Annotated in this window: 16 protein-coding genes; 14 read left to right on the top strand and 2 right to left on the bottom strand. The window is 67.9% G+C overall.

From position 1 onward, the window contains the following. Positions 1–4: 4 nt before the first annotated feature. Complete coding sequence (locus tag SOY78_RS04225; RefSeq protein ID WP_145951026.1) at positions 5–499, top strand: ABC transporter substrate-binding protein; 495 nt, start codon at positions 5–7, stop codon at positions 497–499. Next, a complete protein-coding gene (locus tag SOY78_RS04220) occupies positions 496–1527 on the top strand; it encodes a cation transporter (RefSeq protein ID WP_324701843.1) in 1032 nt (343 codons plus the stop codon). The genes SOY78_RS04225 and SOY78_RS04220 overlap by 4 nt, the downstream gene beginning before the upstream one ends. Positions 1528–1535: 8 nt before the next feature. On the opposite strand, the gene SOY78_RS04215 is transcribed toward SOY78_RS04220, so the two are convergent. Then, positions 1536–2066 carry a hypothetical protein gene (locus SOY78_RS04215; RefSeq protein ID WP_144825587.1) on the bottom strand — a complete coding sequence of 177 codons (531 nt, stop codon included), beginning with the start codon at positions 2064–2066 and terminating at the stop codon, positions 1536–1538. Between the two features lie 426 nt (positions 2067–2492). Between SOY78_RS04215 and SOY78_RS04210 the strand changes: the two genes are divergently transcribed. From SOY78_RS04210 to SOY78_RS04155, 12 genes are all read left to right on the top strand, one after another. Further along, positions 2493–4361: a polysaccharide biosynthesis protein gene (locus SOY78_RS04210; protein ID WP_324701842.1), complete on the top strand. Its 1869-nt coding sequence runs from the start codon at positions 2493–2495 to the stop codon at positions 4359–4361. Further along, on the top strand, positions 4358–5506 hold the full coding sequence (locus SOY78_RS04205) for a DegT/DnrJ/EryC1/StrS family aminotransferase (protein ID WP_324701841.1): 1149 nt from the start codon (positions 4358–4360) through the stop codon (positions 5504–5506). The genes SOY78_RS04210 and SOY78_RS04205 overlap by 4 nt, the downstream gene beginning before the upstream one ends. Positions 5507–5544: 38 nt before the next feature. Continuing rightward, on the top strand, positions 5545–6537 hold the full coding sequence (locus SOY78_RS04200) for an ATP-grasp domain-containing protein (RefSeq protein ID WP_324701840.1): 993 nt from the start codon (positions 5545–5547) through the stop codon (positions 6535–6537). After that, positions 6524–7381: a sugar transferase gene (locus tag SOY78_RS04195; protein ID WP_324701839.1), complete on the top strand. Its 858-nt coding sequence runs from the start codon at positions 6524–6526 to the stop codon at positions 7379–7381. Before SOY78_RS04200 ends, SOY78_RS04195 begins: the two co-directional genes overlap by 14 nt. Before the next feature lie 2 nt (positions 7382–7383). Then, positions 7384–8694, top strand: a complete 1311-nt coding sequence (locus SOY78_RS04190; RefSeq protein WP_144825591.1) for an ATP-grasp domain-containing protein — start codon at positions 7384–7386, stop codon at positions 8692–8694. Between the two features lie 31 nt (positions 8695–8725). Next, complete coding sequence (locus tag SOY78_RS04185) at positions 8726–9691, top strand: NAD-dependent epimerase/dehydratase family protein (protein ID WP_324701838.1); 966 nt, start codon at positions 8726–8728, stop codon at positions 9689–9691. After that, positions 9688–10932 (top strand): glycosyltransferase, encoded by a 1245-nt coding sequence (locus SOY78_RS04180; protein WP_324701837.1) that lies wholly within the window; start codon positions 9688–9690, stop codon positions 10930–10932. The genes SOY78_RS04185 and SOY78_RS04180 overlap by 4 nt, the downstream gene beginning before the upstream one ends. 113 nt (positions 10933–11045) lie before the next feature. Next, positions 11046–12317, top strand: coding sequence for an oligosaccharide flippase family protein (locus SOY78_RS04175; RefSeq protein ID WP_041103305.1), 1272 nt, complete (start codon positions 11046–11048; stop codon positions 12315–12317). After that, complete coding sequence (locus SOY78_RS04170; RefSeq protein WP_324701836.1) at positions 12314–13825, top strand: O-antigen polysaccharide polymerase Wzy family protein; 1512 nt, start codon at positions 12314–12316, stop codon at positions 13823–13825. The genes SOY78_RS04175 and SOY78_RS04170 overlap by 4 nt, the downstream gene beginning before the upstream one ends. Before the next feature lie 123 nt (positions 13826–13948). Next, complete coding sequence (locus SOY78_RS04165; RefSeq protein WP_324701835.1) at positions 13949–14404, top strand: acyltransferase; 456 nt, start codon at positions 13949–13951, stop codon at positions 14402–14404. Between the two features lie 380 nt (positions 14405–14784). Continuing rightward, entirely contained in the window at positions 14785–14973 is a 189-nt protein-coding gene (locus SOY78_RS04160; protein ID WP_144825596.1) for a hypothetical protein, read from the top strand. Between the two features lie 12 nt (positions 14974–14985). Next, entirely contained in the window at positions 14986–15903 is a 918-nt protein-coding gene (locus SOY78_RS04155) for an APC family permease (protein WP_260843502.1), read from the top strand. 127 nt (positions 15904–16030) lie between these two features. Here the strand turns inward: SOY78_RS04155 and SOY78_RS04150 are convergent, their stop codons facing one another. Further along, positions 16031–17353, bottom strand: coding sequence for a phenylacetate--CoA ligase family protein (locus SOY78_RS04150; RefSeq protein WP_144825598.1), 1323 nt, complete (start codon positions 17351–17353; stop codon positions 16031–16033). Between the last annotated feature and the right edge of the window lie 62 nt (positions 17354–17415).

The raw sequence follows: 17415 nt of genomic DNA, 5'->3' as shown, positions 1-17415 counted from the left end.
GACGATGACCATCACCCGTCGGGCCGCCCTGACGGGCCTGCTCGGGGGCGTCGCCCTCGGGTTCACCGCCTGCACCTCCTCCGGCTACCCCGCCGACCCGGACGGCACCCTGGACCGCGTCACGGGCGGGGTGCTGCGCGCCGGCGTCGTGCACCACCCGCCCCACGTGGACGCCTCGGGCGCCGAGCCCGTCGGCCCCGAGCCCGACCTGATCCGCGGCTTCGCGGCGGCGCACGACGCACGCGTCGAGTGGACCGTGGCCGGGGAGGAGGCGCTCATGACCGCGCTGGAGAAGGGCGACATGGACCTGGTGGCCGGCGGCCTGACCTCGGCGTCCCCGTGGACGTCGCACGCGAGCATCACCCGCGACTACGCCGAGGCGGAGGGCCCGGACGGCGAGCCGGTGAAGCTCGTGATGGCCGTGCCCCTGGGTGAGAATCAGATGCTCACGGCCCTCGAGGCGTACTTCGACCAGCGCGCAGCGGAGGAGGCCCGATGACGCGGCGGGACACCCGGGAGACGGGGCCGAGCGGGCGCCGGTTCGGCGCCACGGAGCTGCCCCCGGAGATCGAGCGCGTGGTCCAGCAGGCCAAGCGGCTCGAATGGGCGACGCTGGGGGTGATCGTGGTCACGATCGTCCTCGTGGCGATCGTGATGGGCTCCTCGCAGGCCATGCGGGCCGCGTGGATCGAGGACCTGCTCTCCCTGATCCCGCCGATCGCGTTCCTCGTCGCCCTGCGCGTGGCCCGCATGGCCCCGACGCGGGCCCGGCCCTACGGCTCTCACCGGTCCGTCGGGGTGGGGCACCTCGTGGCCGCCGTCGCCCTGTCCGTGATGGGCGTGGTCCTCGTCGGCGACTCCATCCTGGGCCTGGTGACGGCGGAGCACCCGCCCATCGGCACGTTCGACCTGTTCGGGCACACCGTGTGGCAGGGCTGGTTCATGATGGCCGTGATGGCCCTGTCCGTGCCCGGGCCCATGATCCTCGGCCACAAGAAGCTCAAGCTGGCCGAGCAGCTCCACGACCGCGTGCTGTACGCGGACGCGGACATGAACAAGGCGGACTGGCAGACGGGCGTGGCCACCATCGTCGGCGTGGCCGGCATCGGCCTGGGCTGGTGGTGGGCGGACGCCGCGGCGGCGATCTTCGTGGGCGTGAGCATCGTGCTGGACGGCTGGAAGAACCTGAAGGAGGCCGTCACGAACCTGGCGGACCGCCGCGCCGCCACGATCGACGGCGCCCGGCCGCACCCGCTCATCGACCGTGCCGAGCGGGTCGCCTGGGCGGAGCCGTGGGTGCGCCACGCGGGCGCCCGCGTCCGGGACGAGGGCCACGTGTTCCACGTCGAGATGTTCGTGGTGCCGCACGAGGGGGCGGACGTGACGGTGGGCCGCTGCTGCGCGCTGCGGGACGCGATCGCCGCCCTGGACTGGAAGCTGCAGGACGTCGTCGTCGCCCCGGTGGACGAGCTGCCCGCCGAGGTGCATGGCGGACGGTCCGGGGAGCATCAGACGGGCGAGGAGTAGCCCGGGCCTCAGCCGTTGAGGAACCGGCCCTCGAGGGTGGCGGAGGTGATGCGCTGGACCTCGCGCTGCTGGTCGCCGCTCCTCTGGCGCAGGGCGTGCATCTCGGCGGCGTCGACCGCCGGCAGGTGCGGCGCGAGCTGTTCGAGGACGTGCCACATCGCGGACTTGGCCTGGAGCATGCCCTGCAGCAGGTCCAGTTCGATCTGCGTCCAGCCGGAGCCGCGCGTGCGCAGCGCGTTCACGGGGTTGAGGCGTCCGCCGACCTCGGCCGCCGCGCCGGCGGCCCGGTCCACCAGCGGGGTGCGGAGACCCAGTTCGCCGATGAGCGCCTCGAGGCGGTCCTGGTCGTCCTGGACGGCGTCGCCGAGGCGGCGCAGCGCGGCCTCCTGCGAGGTGCCGGCCCAGGTCTGCTCGGCGGCGCGGAACGCCTTCACACCGGAGCGGGAGCCGAGCAGGTGCTGATTGAGGAAGTCCTCCAGCATCTGCTCGTCCACGGCGGCGGAGATGGACTCGGGGCGGGGGTGCTCATGGCCGGTCACGGGCCCTGTCTACGGAGCCCCTGGTCCGAGGGCAAGGGCTGACCTGCCGGGCGGCACCTGCGTGCCTGCCGCGGACGAGATCTATCTGATCCGGTGCATCCGAAGGGCGCCGCAGTCCAGGTTCGGCCAGGCGGCCAGGGGAAGGCCGGCGTCCGCTCGCGGGGCGGGGGCGGGCGGGGGCCCGCAGTGGCTCCCAGCGGGTGGACCCGCCTCCAGGAGGCACGACGGGCTTGGCTCCTGCCTCGATCTTCGGCTGGGCCTCCCAGCAGTGATGGGGAGTCCGCAGCTTCGTGGCCGCCCGGTCGAGGAAGGGATGGTGTGACCGGCCCGCCACCGCCCGAAGACCGACTCCTGCTGATGTACTCGAGTCACTGCTCCTGCCAACAGGCCTTACTATGTGCATGCTCCACGCCCCACGACGAAAGCATGTGCATGATGAATGTGAGTGCCGAGGCACCAGCACGCCCACAGCTTCCACCTCTGGCGCGACACGCGCTGCTGATCATCTGGGACAGCGTGTCGTGGATCCTGGCGCTGCTGGCCTTCTTGGTGGTCCGCTATGACTTCGGGCTGTCACCCGAGCAGTGGGATCGAGTGATCGCTTTCACCGTCATCGCGGTGGTGCTCCAATGCGCCGCGGGCCTGGTCACTCAGGTCTATCTCGGACGCCACCGAGTGGGCAGCTTCTCCGACGCCGGGTGGACGGCTGTGATCGTCTGCGTCATCGCACTGAGCATCGGACTCGCCATGAGCATGGCGACCCCCGCCTTCCCCCGCGGCGTGGCGCTGACCATGCCGCCGTTGGCCCTGGTGATCATGCTGGCCGGCCGCTTCCTTGCGCGCAATATGTCGTCGAGCCGGCCTCGAGCTGCCACGGAGGCTTCCGTGCCTGCGATCGTCTACGGCGCCGGCAACGCCGGTCACCAGGTCTCACAGCTGATGCGCCAAGCCGAAGAACCTCCCTATCGCATCGTGGGGTTCCTAGACGACGACAAGGGCAAGTCCCGGCTGCGGATCCACGGCCTCGGGGTGCGCGGCAAGGGCAAGGATCTGGCTCAAGTCGCCGGTGAACTGGGCGCTGAGGCTGTGATCTACGCCATCTCCAACGCCGATGCCGACCACGTCGAGTGGGTCAGCCGCATGTGCACCGAGGAAGGGCTGGACCTCGTCGTCGTGCCACCGCTGCGCGAGATGGTTGGCGGGAAGGTAACGCTCGGGTCCCTGCGCCATCTGAGCGTGACTGACCTGCTGGGCCGACGGCCCATCTCCACGGACATCTCCGCTATCTCGGATTACGTCTCCGGCAAGGTCGTGCTGGTCACCGGCGCCGGCGGTTCCATCGGCTCGGAGCTGGCAGTCCAGCTGCATCGTCTCGGTCCAGCCAAACTCCTCCTGCTGGATCGAGACGAGTCCGCCCTGCACGGCGTGCAGCTGGACATCTACGGCAACGGCCTCCTGGACACGGATGACATCATCCTCTGCGACATCCGTGACGAGCAGGCGTTGCAGGCCGTCTTTGAACACCACCGGCCACAGGTTGTCTTCCACGCTGCCGCGCTGAAGCACCTGCCCATGCTCGAGCGGTTCCCCTTGGAAGGGTGGCGCACCAATGTCTTGGGCACGCGCAACGTCCTGCAGGCCGCCCACTCGGTCGGTGTGCAGCGCTTCGTGAACATCTCCACGGACAAGGCCGCCGCGCCGACCAGTGTGCTCGGCGCCACCAAGCGCCTGGCTGAGCGCCTGACCGCCTGGCACGCGACCACGTATGACCTGCCATACCTCTCAGTGCGCTTCGGCAACGTCCTCGGCTCCCGAGGATCGGTGCTGATCTCCTTCCGGAATCAGATAGAAAAGGGCGGCCCGGTCACCGTCACCCACCCGGACGTGACCCGCTATTTCATGACCATTCCAGAGGCCTGCGAGCTCGTGCTCCAGGCCGGCGCGATCGGCAATCCCGGTGAGGTGCTGGTGCTGGACATGGGCCAGCCCGTGAAGATCCTGGACGTGGCCGAGCGGATGATTGCGGAGTCCGGGCAGAACATCGACATCCACTTCACCGGCCTGCGTCCTGGCGAGAAGATGCATGAGGTGCTGTTCAGCAATGCCGAGGCGAAGGCAACCAGCCAGCATCCGATGATCAGCGAGGTGCAGGTCCCCGACCTGGATCCAGTCGTGGTGGCAGAGCTGCCCTCAGATCGAGAGTCGATCCTGGCCATGATCGACGATGAGCCATCCGTCGGACGCGCTGACGACGCCCAGACACCAGGACTCGACCAGTCAGGAGCACGCCCGTGACCGACCGCATCTTCCTCTCGTCCCCAGATGTCACGCAGGCCGAGGAGGACGCCCTCGTCCGAGCCTTCCGGTCGAATTGGATCGCGCCCCTGGGCCCCGAAGTGGACGCCCTCGAATCCGAGCTGGCGGAATACACCGGACGCGCCCACGCAGTCGCTCTGTCCTCGGGGACGGCGGCTCTTCACCTGGGACTGCTCAACCTCGGGGTTGGTCCCGGCGATCTGGTGCCGACGTCATCGCTGACGTTTGCTGCGACGGCCAACGCCATCACCTATACCGGTGCCGAGCCGGTGTTCGTCGACGCTGACGAGTCCGGCAACATGAACCCCGCCCTGCTCGAGCAGGCCCTGACCACCCTCCGCGGAGAAGGCCATGAGATCAAGGCGGTGGTCCCCGTCGACCTGCTCGGCAAGACCGCCGATCACGCCACCATTGGTCGGATCGCCGCTGATCACGGCGCCGTCGTGCTGTCCGACGCCGCTGAGTCCCTCGGCGCGACCCGAGACGGGAAGCAGTCGGCTGCCTACGGGGTGGCCGCCGCGGTGTCATTCAACGGGAACAAGATCATGACCACCTCGGGCGGTGGCGCCCTGCTCACCGACGACGAGGAAATGGCTGCACGCACCCGCTACCTCGCGACCCAGGCCCGCCAGCCGGTCGTCCACTACGAGCACACCGACATCGGTTACAACTACCGCCTCTCCAACATCCTCGCCGCGTTGGGCCGGGCGCAATTGAACCGGCTCGAGGAGATGATCGAGCGCCGTCGAGCGTTGCGGATCCGGTACCGCGAGCTGTTCGCCGCGGTGCCCGGTGTCGAGATGTTCGGCGAGCCGTCCGGCGTCGACGGCGGTCCCACGCGCGACAACTTCTGGCTCTCCTCCATCCTGGTGGACCCGGGCACGGCAGGGTTCACCGCCGAGGATCTCCGAGTCCACCTCGCCGGCCAGGACATCGAAGCCCGGCCGCTGTGGAAGCCCATGCACCTCCAGCCGGTCTTCGCTGGGCGTCGCGCGTTCACGGACGGCACCGGCGAGCGGTTGTTCACCACCGGGCTGTCGCTTCCCAGCGGTTCGGTGCTCGACGAATCCAGCATCAGTCGTGTCGTGGAGTCGATCACCTCGTTCCTGGAGAACCGAGCATGAGGATCCTTCTCTCCTCAGTGGGCAGAAGGCCCTACCTGGTGCGCTGGTTCCGCGACGCCCTGAAGGCGAACGGCGTGGATGGCGCAGTCCTCGCGGCGGACGTCGACGCCCACGCCCCGTCACGGCCGTTTGCCGACGGCTTCGTCTCGGCGCCGAGGGTGGTGGACCCCGGCTATGCGTCGTGGCTCCGCCAGACCCTGGTCGAGCACGACATCGACCTGGCCGTCTCGATCAACGACTTCGAGCTCTCGACCTGGGCGACCCTTCCCGAGGACCGCGCCTGGGCACCTCTCGTACGCCTTGACGCCGACGCCCAACGCCTGGTCGAGGACAAGTTCGCCACCAGCCAGGCCCTCGTCAAGGCCGGCGTCCCCTCTCCGGTGACGTGGCTGGGCACAGCTCCCCCCGCAGTCGAGGAGGCGGCCGGGCCGTTCGTGACCAAGGGCCGCTACGGCAGCGCGTCGCGTGGGCTGCGGTTCGTCGACCGGGCCGGACTTCCCGGGGCGCTCGAGGAGGCGTCCGGCGAGGTCACAACTCGTCAGGGGGTGCCCGCACTGCAGCAAGGCGAGGTCCCGCCTGCTGAACTGATCGTGATCCAGGAGCGGATCGACGGCGTCGAGTACGGCCTTGATGTGGTCTGTGACTTGGAGGGCCGCTATGCCGGCGTCCTGGCGCGACGCAAAATCGCCATGCGCAGCGGTGAGACAGACCGCGCCGTTTCCGTCGACGCGGCCCCCTTCGAGTCCATCGCTCGCGGCATCGCAGAGGCGATCCCCCACCCGGGGACGATCGACGTGGACGTGTTCGTGGACGCCTCCGGTGACATCTATGTGATCGACATCAACCCCCGGTTCGGTGGCGGCTACCCGTTCTCACACATGGCCGGTGCTCGCGTGCCGGAATGTTATGTGGCCTGGACGCTCGGCAGAGAGCCTGACCCCGCATGGCTGCGCTGCCGACCTGACGTCGTCGCCGGCAAGTTCGTTGAGATCGCGGCCACGAGCGAAGGAGGCACCGGTGCTGTCGCCTGATTCCCCTTACCAGGAGCGTTTCGCCGCGCTCAACCAGAAGTTGCGCTGGGAGGTCGCGGACGAACTGCGGCGGGCGAACCTCGCGCGGGTCGACGAGCTGCACCCGCCGGTCACGCCGCGGGACTCGTTCTACACTCGGCACGGCAAGCGAGCACTCGACGTCGCCGTCTCCGGGGCCGCCCTGCTGTTGAGTTCGCCCGTGGTCGGCGCGCTGTGCCTGGTGACACTGAAGGAGCTGGGCCTGCCGGTGCTGTTCACTCAGGAGCGCCCTGGCCAGCACGGCAAGATGTTCCGGATGGTCAAGCTGCGCACCATGCGAGAGGCCTACGACGACCAGGGCAAGCCGTTGCTCGGCGAGTTGCGCGTGACGAAGACCGGGCGGCTGATCCGGCGGGCTTCCCTGGACGAGCTTCTGAATTTCTGGAACATCTTCAAAGGTGACATGTCGTTGATCGGCCCCCGCCCGCTGGTGCCCGAGTACGTGGCGCGCTTCAGTCGACGCCACCGCCAGCGCTTGGCGGTCAAGCCAGGACTGGAGTGCCCTCCCCCACGTCCGCCGAAGGGCCCGATCACCTACAACGACCAGTTCGAGAACGACTGCTGGTACGTGGAGAACGTCTCGCTCAAGACCGACGCCTGGCTGATCTGGCGCGTCCTGCAGACCGCTCTGGACCGGCGCCAGAACAAGGCACGCGGGTCCTCCACGCGCGGCTCCTTCATGGGATACGACGCCGATGGCACGGTGATCACCACTGTCGCCCTGCCGGACTGGGCCCTCAACACGGTGCTCGAGCGTCACGGCCTGTTGACGTCGAACTCCGCGGACGCTCGGCGGGAGGGGTGACCATGGATCTGGACGCCAGGCCATTGGCCGGCAAGAAGCTGCTGCTGCTGGATGGCTCCCGCAAGTCCATCGAGATCGTGGACGAGGCGCATCGCCTCGGCGTCCACGTGATCGTGACCGACTACAACACCCCGGAGCAGTCTCCCGCCAAGCTCGCCGCAGACCAGCACTTCGACGTGAGCACCAGCGACGTCGACGCAGTCGTCGAGCTCATCCGCCGAGAGGGTGTCGACGGCGTGCTCGCGGGGTTCTCCGACCGTTGGCTGGCCACCTACGCGGAGATCTGCGCAGCGGCGCAGGTGCCGTGCTACGCCAACGTGGACCAGATCCGGCTGTTCACGGACAAGAGGCGCTACAAGGCCATGCTCGAGCAGTTCGGGGTGCCCACCATCACCGGGTACTCCGTCCAGGACGCCACCTCGGGAACGATTCCGAAGGAGGCGTTCCCGCTGATCGTCAAGCCTGCCGACGGCAGCGGCTCCCGCGGCATCAGCGTGGTGGCATCGCAGTCCGAACTCCAGAGCGGCCTCGACGTGGCCCTGGATTACTCCTGGACACAGGATCTCGTCATCGAACGGTTCCTGCCCGGCCCGGAGGCGACCGTCTACTGGGTGTTCCAGGACGGTGACTGCCGGGTCTCGCTGATGTGGCACCGGCATATGCACGACTTCGGCCCGCAGGACCGGTACCGCTTACCGGTGGCGTACTCTTCGCCGAGTTCGCTGTTGCCGACGTACCTGGCGGACGTGGCGCCGTCCGTCCAGGCGATGATGCGCTCTGCCGGGGTGCGAAACGGCATCATGTTCATGCAGGGGCTGATCCACGAGGGTGTGTTCCACACCTATGACATCGGCTATCGGGTGACGCCGACCCAGGAGTACCGCGTCGTGGAGGAGCTGTGCGGGTACAACCCGCTGTCCATGCTGATCCATTTCGCCCTCACCGGCACGATGGGCGAGCCCGATCTGGCGGCTCTAGCCGAGCCGCGACATCACGGGTACGGGTTCAACGTGTCCACGTTGATCCGTCCGGGGACGGTCGGCTCTGTGATGGGCCTTGACGACGTCGCCGCCCTGCCAGGCATCCTGTCCACCGTGGCGGCTATCGACGCCGGTGAGACGTTGCCGGAGGAGGGCTGGGGCCAGTTGCGGCAGGTGGCGGTGCGGACCGTCGGCGTCGCGGACTCCCTGGACTCTCTGCGTCAGACGATGCGCCGGGTCGACGAGCTGATCGACGTCCGGGACGCGGACGGCGCATCCATGGTGATCCACCCGGACATGCCGCCGCGGGACCTGGACGCATGTGTCCTGTGAGCGGGCCGCAGACGACGAAGGACGGAGAGACATGCGCTTTGTGGTGACCGGGGCCGGTGGGTTCCTCGGCAGCAGCGTGGTGCGCGAGCTGCTCGCGGAGACGGATCACGACGTCGTCGCGGTCAGCTCGCAGACGGACGGAGAACTGGCAGCGCAACTGGAGCGCGCCCCCTACCCCCCCTTGCGGCGCTTCCCGCAGGTCCACCCGCGGACGCGGCTCCTCGAGGCAGGCTTCCTGCGCGACGGCGACGTCGTCATCAACTGCGCGTTCCCCTGGAACCGCGGTGGCCGGGCGATGGCCGACGGGCTGGAGTACCTGACCCGGCTGTTCCGATCGGCCCACGACGTCGACCTGCACAGCTTCGTGAACGTCTCCTCCCAGAGCGTCTACTCCCAGGCCCGCACCGAGCCGGCCGACGAGGGCAGTCCGATCGAGTGCGACACGCCCTATTCCACCGGCAAGTACGCGATGGAGCTCGCCGCCGAGCTGGTCCTGGCACCGCAGGTGTTGGTGAATGCGCGGATGTCCAGCCTGATCGGACCCGGGTACGACGTGCGCATCGTCAATCGTTTCATCGCCCGGTTTCTGGCCGGTGAGCCCGTTTCGATCCAGGGCGGGGATCAGGTGTTCGACTTCATGGACGTCCGTGACGCCGCTCGGGCGTTGATCGTCGTGGCCCTGGCCGGCCCCCCGGAGGGCTCTACGGCCCTCAACATCGGTGGCGGCGCCCCCCGGACACTCCGGGACATCGCGCAGACCGTCGCGGACGTCGTCCGGACGCACACGGAGCACGAGCCGCGCATCGACTGGGAACCCTCCGCCGGAGACGACCGCACCCTCAGGCTGGACTCCGGACTGCTGCGTCGGGAGTACGACTTCGCCCCCCGTCACACCCTCGAGGACTCGGCCCTGAACATTCTTCAGGCGATGACCACTCCTCAGGTCCCGTCGGTGTGCGAGACGCCCACCGGCCCCATCGAGGGAGGCCGCCGATGACCCGCCGCCTGTTGCTCTTCGCCAACTCCTTCCCCTACGGGAAGCAGGAACCGTACCTGATGCGGGAATGCCACTACCTAAACGCCTTCGACGAGGTCTACATCTTCTCGCTGTCGATCCGCAAACATCAGAGGGATCTTCGGCGGGACCTCCCGCTCGAGCAGGTGACGGTCGTCCCCGTCCCGTTCAAGTCCCCCCTGTTCTACGCCGCTGTCTCGCCCAGGGCTCTGGTGTCCCGTGCCTTCATGACTGAGCTTCGCCAGCTCCTCAGAGACCGTCGCTTCACCGTGGCGCGAGCCGTTCAGGCACTGTCCCAGTTCAGCCGCGCCGAGCACGAGGCGTCCGTGATCGGGCGCTTCATCCGTGACAACATCACACCGAGCGCCTCAGACGAAACCGTCTTCTACGCCTACCGCTTCCTCTACCAGCCGTACCTGATGAGCAGACTGGCAGCGAAATTCCCGTCGAGCCGACGGATCGGGCGTGCCCACGGCATCGATCTCTTCGAAGAGCGCCAGCCCACGGATTACCTGCCGGGCCGCGAGATCAACCTGCGAGCTCTCGACGAACTGCACAGCGTGTCACAGGCCGGGGCCGAGTACCTCCGCGCGCGGCATCCGGATTTCGTGTCGAAGATCAAGGTGTCCTACCTCGGGACCGAGGACCATGGGGTCCGCCCGCCGCGTTCCTCGTCTCAGGTGCTCCGGCTCGTCTCCTGTTCCGAAGTGGCACCCGTCAAGCGACTCGAACTCCTCGTGGAGGCACTGAGGGAGGTCTCGGACACCGTCCAGGTCGAATGGAGTCACTACGGGGATGGCCCGGACATGGACCGGGTGCGCGCCATGGCCTCGACCCTGCCGGGCCACGTCTCCGCCACCTTCCACGGCTGGACCCGCAACGACGCGATCCTGGAGGCCTACCGCTCCGGACGGCACGACGTGTTCATCAATGTCAGCAGCTCTGAGGGACTGCCAGTGTCCATCATGGAGAGCAGTTCCTGCGGGCTCCCCACCATCGCCACGGATGTCGGCGGCACCGGGGAGATCGTCTCCGACGGCGTGAACGGCCGACTCATCTCAGCCAATCCGATGCCGCGGGAGATCGCGGACGCAGTCGAGGACTTCGCCCGGATGACTCCCGATGCCTTCGCCCGTCGGTCGGCGGCTGCCCGGGAGACGTGGAGCACGCACTTCGACTCCGACCGGAACTATCGGCAGTTCGTCGAGAAGATGCTGTCGTGACTCGTCGACCCCGGCCACTGCGAACGCCTCGACCAGACCAGGAAGGAACTCCGCGTCCCGCGGCGTCCTTACTCCAGCGTGCCCGGCGGAAGGCCGTCGGCGACGGCAGGCTCTTGCGCCAGGTCCTCACCGTGCTGTCCGGGACGACGATGGCCCAGCTGATCACGATCGTCGGCATGATCCCGTTGGCGCGCCTCTATTCGCCCACAGACTTCGGGCTCTTCGCGATCGCCCAGTCGATCGTGCTCGCCGGGACGATGGTCGCGGCGCTGCGCTATGACATCGCCATCGTCCTTCCCGAGAGCCAGTCGGCCGCGCGCACCGTCCACCGGCTGGCCTCCCGGATCATCCTGGTGACCTGCGTCGTCCTCGCCGTCATCCTGCTGCTGGCCCATCGGCTGGTCAGCGAGCACTATGAGAACCCGTCCTTCGGCATCTGGCTCACCGTGACCGCGCTCATCGTCTACGCGATGGCGCAGATCATGAACACGCAGGGCTGGCTGATCCGGATGAAACAGTTCGGCCTCATCGCACAGAACCGGATGCTTGCGGCAGCGCTCATGCTGACGGCTCAGCTGGTCTGCGCACCCCTGGTGGGGGGATTCGAGGGGCTGCTGATCGGCATGCTCGTCGGGCAGGTCGTGACCCTCATCATCCTGAACCGGCGGGTTCCGGAGCTGCGCACCTCGCTCCCGGTGGACGCCCCCGCGATCCGGGAGATGGCGGTGCGCTACAAGAAGATGCCGTTGCTCAATGCACCCAACGTCCTGGTGGACGCCGTCCGGGACGCCGGGATCAACATCCTCATCGGCAACATCGCCCTGGGCGGCCTCGGGCAGTACTCCTTGGCGAACAAGGCGACGAATGCGCCGGTCTACCTGATCCGCGGCGCCATCGCCCAGGTGTTCCTGCCGCTCATGGCCCGCGCCCGTCCCGGTGAGCTGACGCCGCTGGTGAAGCGACTGCTCATCCGCCTGGGCTTCGTCGCCACCCCGGTGTTCCTGGTCTTCTACTGGCTGGCGCCCTGGCTGTTCCCCGTGCTCCTGGGAGACCAGTGGGGCCAGGCGGGCCTGATCGCCCAGGCATTGATGCCGTGGCTCTTCATGAACACCTTCACCTCGCCGCTGGCCAACGTGTACGTCACCACGGAGCGTCAGGGGTGGCTGTTCGGTTTCGCCGTGGTGTACGCGGCCGCGCCGTTGATCTTCCTGACGACCAGCACGCTCCCGCTGCTCCCCCGGGTGCAGGTCATGGCGTGGATCATGGCCGCGGCCCTGATGTGCATGCTCGTCATGACCCTGGCCATCACCCGTCAGTTCGACCGCCGCGTTCAGCCAGCCGAGGTCGCCTCGGACGTGGCACGGCCGACGAAGGAGCACCCGTGAAGAGCGTCCGGAACTCTGTACCTCCCGCCACCCCCGGCGGTGCCGGACTCTTGATCGTCCCGCTCGCGGTGGCGGTCTTGGTGCTCGCTGCGGTCGTGCTCATCGATCCGCAGATGCGGGCGTGGTCCATACCGGTGAGCCTCTGGATCGTGGCGGTCGGCTTCGCATCCGCTCGGATCCGCGACCGCATCATGCTGCTGGCCCTGCTGGCGACGTACGCCTTCTTCCTGCTGGGCAAGCCCATCATGATGGGCTATTTCGGCTATGACGGCCTCGGCTGGTCTGCGGAGGTCGAGGACCACCTGATTCTCACGCTGTCCCTGGGTCTGCTCGGCATCGTCGCCGGGTATCTCCTGTACCCCCGGGCGATCGTCGCCCTCCTCGCCCGCCGTCGCCGACGGGCACGATCGGCCGCGCGCCAGGAGGCCCGGCGGCAGTTCGGAGAACGCTTCGCCTCCGCAGCGGAGCTCGCGTACTGGGCGACCCTGCCCTTCGCGCTCGCCCATCTGGTCACCAACGTCCGCACGGCCAGCCAGGCCGGCTACACGGGCCTCTACGTCAGCGGGCAGAGTGGCTTCGCCTCCGTCACCGCCTATGGCAACTTCGCCAACACCGTCGCCTTCTGTGTCTTCTTGTCCGCCCTCGCGTCGAGACGGCGAACCTGGGTCGTGCTGACCACCGCTTTCACCGTGCAGGCCCTGATCATGGTCACCGGCGACCGCGGCGACTTCGGCACCTTCCTGTTGATGGTCTTCGCCTACCTGGTGTATCGCGCCCGTCATCAGGACACGACGCTGATCCCGCTGCGCCGGCTGATGCTGATCGGAGGCGCGGCGGTGATCGTTCTGGTCCCCGTCTTCCTCCTGGTCGGGGCGAACCGAGACGGCGCCGAGGGAAGCGACACCCTGTCCGGATTCCTCTACGGACAGGGCTCCAGTCTCAACGTCATCGAGTACGGTCTCCTCTACGAGTCACGGCTGCCGGAGGGCCACTACCTCATGACATTCGCCAGCCAGGGAATCCTCCGGCTGATCTCCGGGGGAGACGGCGGACTCGCCGGCAACACCGTGGAGTACGCGCAGTCCGGCACCTCCCTGAGTCACTCGCTGTCCTACATCACCCTGGGGGACCTCTACCTCACCGGACGCGGGGTGGGCTCGTCTTTCCTCGCCGAGGGGTTCGCGGACTACGGTTACGCTGGCGTCCTTCTGGTCGCGGTGTCCTACGGACTGCTGGTGGCCTGGATCGACGCCTTCGTCCCCGGTTCGGTGCTGGCCAACACCATGCGCCTGCTCAGCATCCCCGCCATCGTGTTCGCACCTCGTGGCAGCGCCTCCGGTTTCCTCGCCGACGTGCTGTCCCCGGTCACCTTGGCCGTCCTGCTGGGCACCTGGCTCGTCGCGCTCCTGCTCAAAGACCGCCGGCGTGGAGGGGCTCAACGCGTCACGCCGCGGGTCGTCGCGCCGGCGCGCGTCGGGCGACTACCCCATCTGACTCCGGAGAGATAGGGCCACATCACCATGTCCAAGCTCCGCATGCTCTCCCGAATGCTCAGGAAGGGCCGGTTCATGTTCATCATCAGCGGCGGTGACCGAGCCCGGTACATGAGCAGGAAGGGCCTCGTCCGCGGGATGGGCGAGAACGTGTGGTTCCAGCCGCGCGCCCTGCCCTACGATCCCAACCTGATCCGCTTTCACAACAACATCGTCGTCGCCTCCGGCGTGACCTTCGTGGCGCACGACGTCATCAATCTCATGATCGGCAGGAAGAACGGCGTCCGACTTCCCGTCAATGAAGACTGCATCGAGGTGCTGGACGACGTGTTCATCGGCTCCGGGTCTGTGCTCCTGCCCGGCGTGCGCATCGGCCCGCGTGCGATCATCGCCGCCGGGTCTGTGGTGACCAAGGACGTGCCGCCGGACTCCATCGTCGGCGGCGTTCCGGCCAAGCGGCTGGGCGAGTTCTCTGAGCTGGAGGCACAGCGCCTGGCCGACGCGGGACGCTTCGACGGCATGACACGCGCCCAGATCGACGACGCGCTCTGGGAGCGCTTCGACGCCGCACGCGACTCTACGTTCGCCCGCTGACCCGCTCCCCCGCCTCAGAGCCGACCAGACGAGGAACCTCATGACCGCCCATCGCTGACCGGCGCCGACCGGGACATCTCCACGCACACTCCGCCGCGGGCCCACTCCCGCCTGGGTGTTCGCCCTGGCGATCGGCTCCGAGGTGGGGTGGGGGGCCTTCGTCCTGCCCTTCGATTGGTTGCAGGGCGCCGGGCTCGCCGGGGTGGTCCTGGGCTTCGGCGTCGCCACCGTGCTCATCCCCGTGGTCGGTCTGGTGTACGCGACCGCCATCCGAGCCCTTCCCCGCACCGGCGGCGGGGTGCTCTTCGCACTCTTCTCGGCCGGACGGATCCCCGGATTCATCGCCAGCTTTGGCCCTGGGGTACACCGGGATCGTCGCCATGAACGCCTCAGCGGTCACCCTGATCTTCCGTGTAACCTTCCCGGGGCTCCTCTCCCACGGCAAGCTCTTCGACGTCGCAGGTTGGGAGGTCTACCTTGCGGAGGTCCTGGTCTCGATCCTGTTCATCTGGGTCTTCGCCCTGTTGAACATGAAGGGGGTGGAATTCTCCGGCCGGTTCCAATTCTAGGCGGTCGTGACCATGCTCACCTGCATCGCCGTCCTCGGAGCGTCAGCCGTGCACGCCTTCCTGACCCAGGACATCGAGCTGCCGGCAGCCGTTCCCCCGGGCCAGTCGCTGCTGACCAGCGTCTTCGTCATCCTCGCGATCGCGCCGTGGGCTTTCATCGGGTTCGACACCGTCCCGCAGATGGCCGGGGAATTCGGCTTCGCCCCGCGCAAGGTCGTCGGGCTGATGGTGACGGGCATCGTCACCGCAGCGGTGGTGTACGTCCTCATGTCCCTGGTGACGGCGATCGCGGTGTCCTCTCGGGCCGCAGACTACAGTGACAGCGCCTGGCCGCCGGCGGAGGCGCTCACGGACCTGTTGGGCCCCATGGCCATGGTTCTGGTGGTGGTGGCGGTCTCCGCAGGCGTGCTGACCGGGCTGAACGGATTCATCGCGGCATCCTCGCGGGTGCTGTACACCATGGGCGAAGCGAAGATGATCCCACCGGCCTTCCGCTCGCTGTCCCGGACCTCCGGCACCCCGGTGTTCTCCATCCTGGTCATCGCCACACTGTGCTCGGCGACCCCGTGGTTCGGCAGGGCCGCCCTGAGCTGGCTCGTGGACATGACCTCGGCCGGCATCACCGTCGCATACTTCTTCGCCTCGATCTTCGTCATCTCCCTCGCCTCCGGCAGGATCCGGTCGGCGGAAGCGATGGTTCCCTCCGCCGGACTGAAGATCCTGGGCATGACCGGCGCCCTGATCGCTGTCCTGTTCCTCTTGTTGTTGCTCGTCCCGTCATCCCCCGGGGCATTGGGCACCGAGTCGCTCTTCGCGCTCATCGTCTGGGCCGTCCCGGGCGGTGCGCTGCTGGGCTTGAGTTGGTCGCGCTTCAGGACGACGGACATCGAGGCGCTCCACCGGGAGTACACGGACGCCGAACCGCAGTGACAGGCCCCATGTGAGCTGTGCGCACGGCTTCCATGGCCACCTGTGGAGAGGGCCGGCACGGGGAGGGCATCCCCGTGCCGGCCATGTTCTTGGGCCCCGAGAGGGCGACGACGGCGCGCTCCCGTCGTCAGCGGCCCCCCTCCACAAGGGCCGACGGGTCGTCGATGTCACTGACGAAGAACTTGCGCTTGCCCGACGCCAGCACCGGCATCTCGTCGACGTACTCGAAGCGGCACTCGACAACGTCACCGACCCGCTCGTCCAGGGCACGGCGCAGGGTGCCCTCGATCTCTGCCGACGGCTCTGCGTTCAGGAGCCATGTGAACCGCCCGATGTCGTGCTGGCGCAGCTGGAACTGGCGGAGCTCCGAGATCTGCGCGGCAGGGCCCCAGATCGCCAGAGCGTGGAGCTTTCTCGGCGCCGCAGCGGTGCCTCCCACCAGCACATCCAGTCGACGACCGTGCAGGTCGACGATCGTGTTCCGGACGGCCCGACCCTGGTCGTCGACCTTGAATCGCGCCATGTCACCGGTGTCGTAGCGCAGCAGAGGCATGGCCAGGTTATGCAGATCGCTCACGACAAGGCGACCCAGCTCCCCCGCTGCGGCAGGCTCGTCGGTGTCCTCCTGGAGGATCTCCACGTGATACGAACTGGTGTCGAACTTGTAGGCGCTCCAGTCGTCTCGGTCTGAGATGCTCATGGCTCCCATCTCCATGCTGGAGTACCGGGCATAGGCCTGGACGCCGAAGAGGCGACGTGCCGCCGCGAAGAAGTACGGAGTCGGTGCCTCCGCTGCGGAGATCAGGGTGCGGACATTGCCCGGGGCGAACCGCGCGCCTTCGGCTTCGAGGGTGCGCATGACCATTTCCAGGTACGACGGGTAGCCCAGGAACATGACGTCTTTGCGCTTCTGCACCCAAGCCTTCAGCGGCGCGATGTCCGCGGGGTCGAAACGGTCCGCATGCGCTGGGTAGTGTTCACGCAGGATCTGCACCGCACGGCTCCTGGCCGAGATGCGGCCCCACTGGCGCGCCCGCACGATGGGGGCGAACGGGTCGGCGCCGGCGTACGTGAGCGATGCCGCCACCCCGGCCTGGTTGCGCCGGGCACGGGAACGGTCCAGGTAGACCGTCAACGGAATGCCAGTCGACCCGGACGTCGTCCGCGACACGAGCTGGCTGCGGTCCACTCCTGCGCGGAGGAAATCCTCGATTCCGCTCTTGACCATCAGTTTGTCCACCACGGGCAGATCCTCGAGGGACGAGGCCTGAGCGGAGTGGCGGTTGTAGAACGGCACGTTCCGCACGGCGTGTTCGACGATCCGGTCGATGCGTTGCGGCTCCGCGGCGCCCGCCGGCTGTTCGAGAGCGGCGAGGATCTCGGACTCGATGTCGTCGAACGAGCCCTTGGTCAGGGCTCGGGCCGCCATTCTACGCAGTGCAGACTTCATGGATGATCCTCCACTTCAAAGGGCTGGGACGGGGCCTCCGGCAGGCTGCAGAGAGCGCCGCT

Origin of the sequence: Micrococcus sp. HOU01 (genome assembly GCF_035609305.1) — a bacterium.
GTDB classification, from domain to species: Bacteria; Actinomycetota; Actinomycetes; order Actinomycetales; family Micrococcaceae; genus Micrococcus; species Micrococcus luteus.
This window is presented reverse-complemented; position numbering and strand designations above follow the sequence as displayed.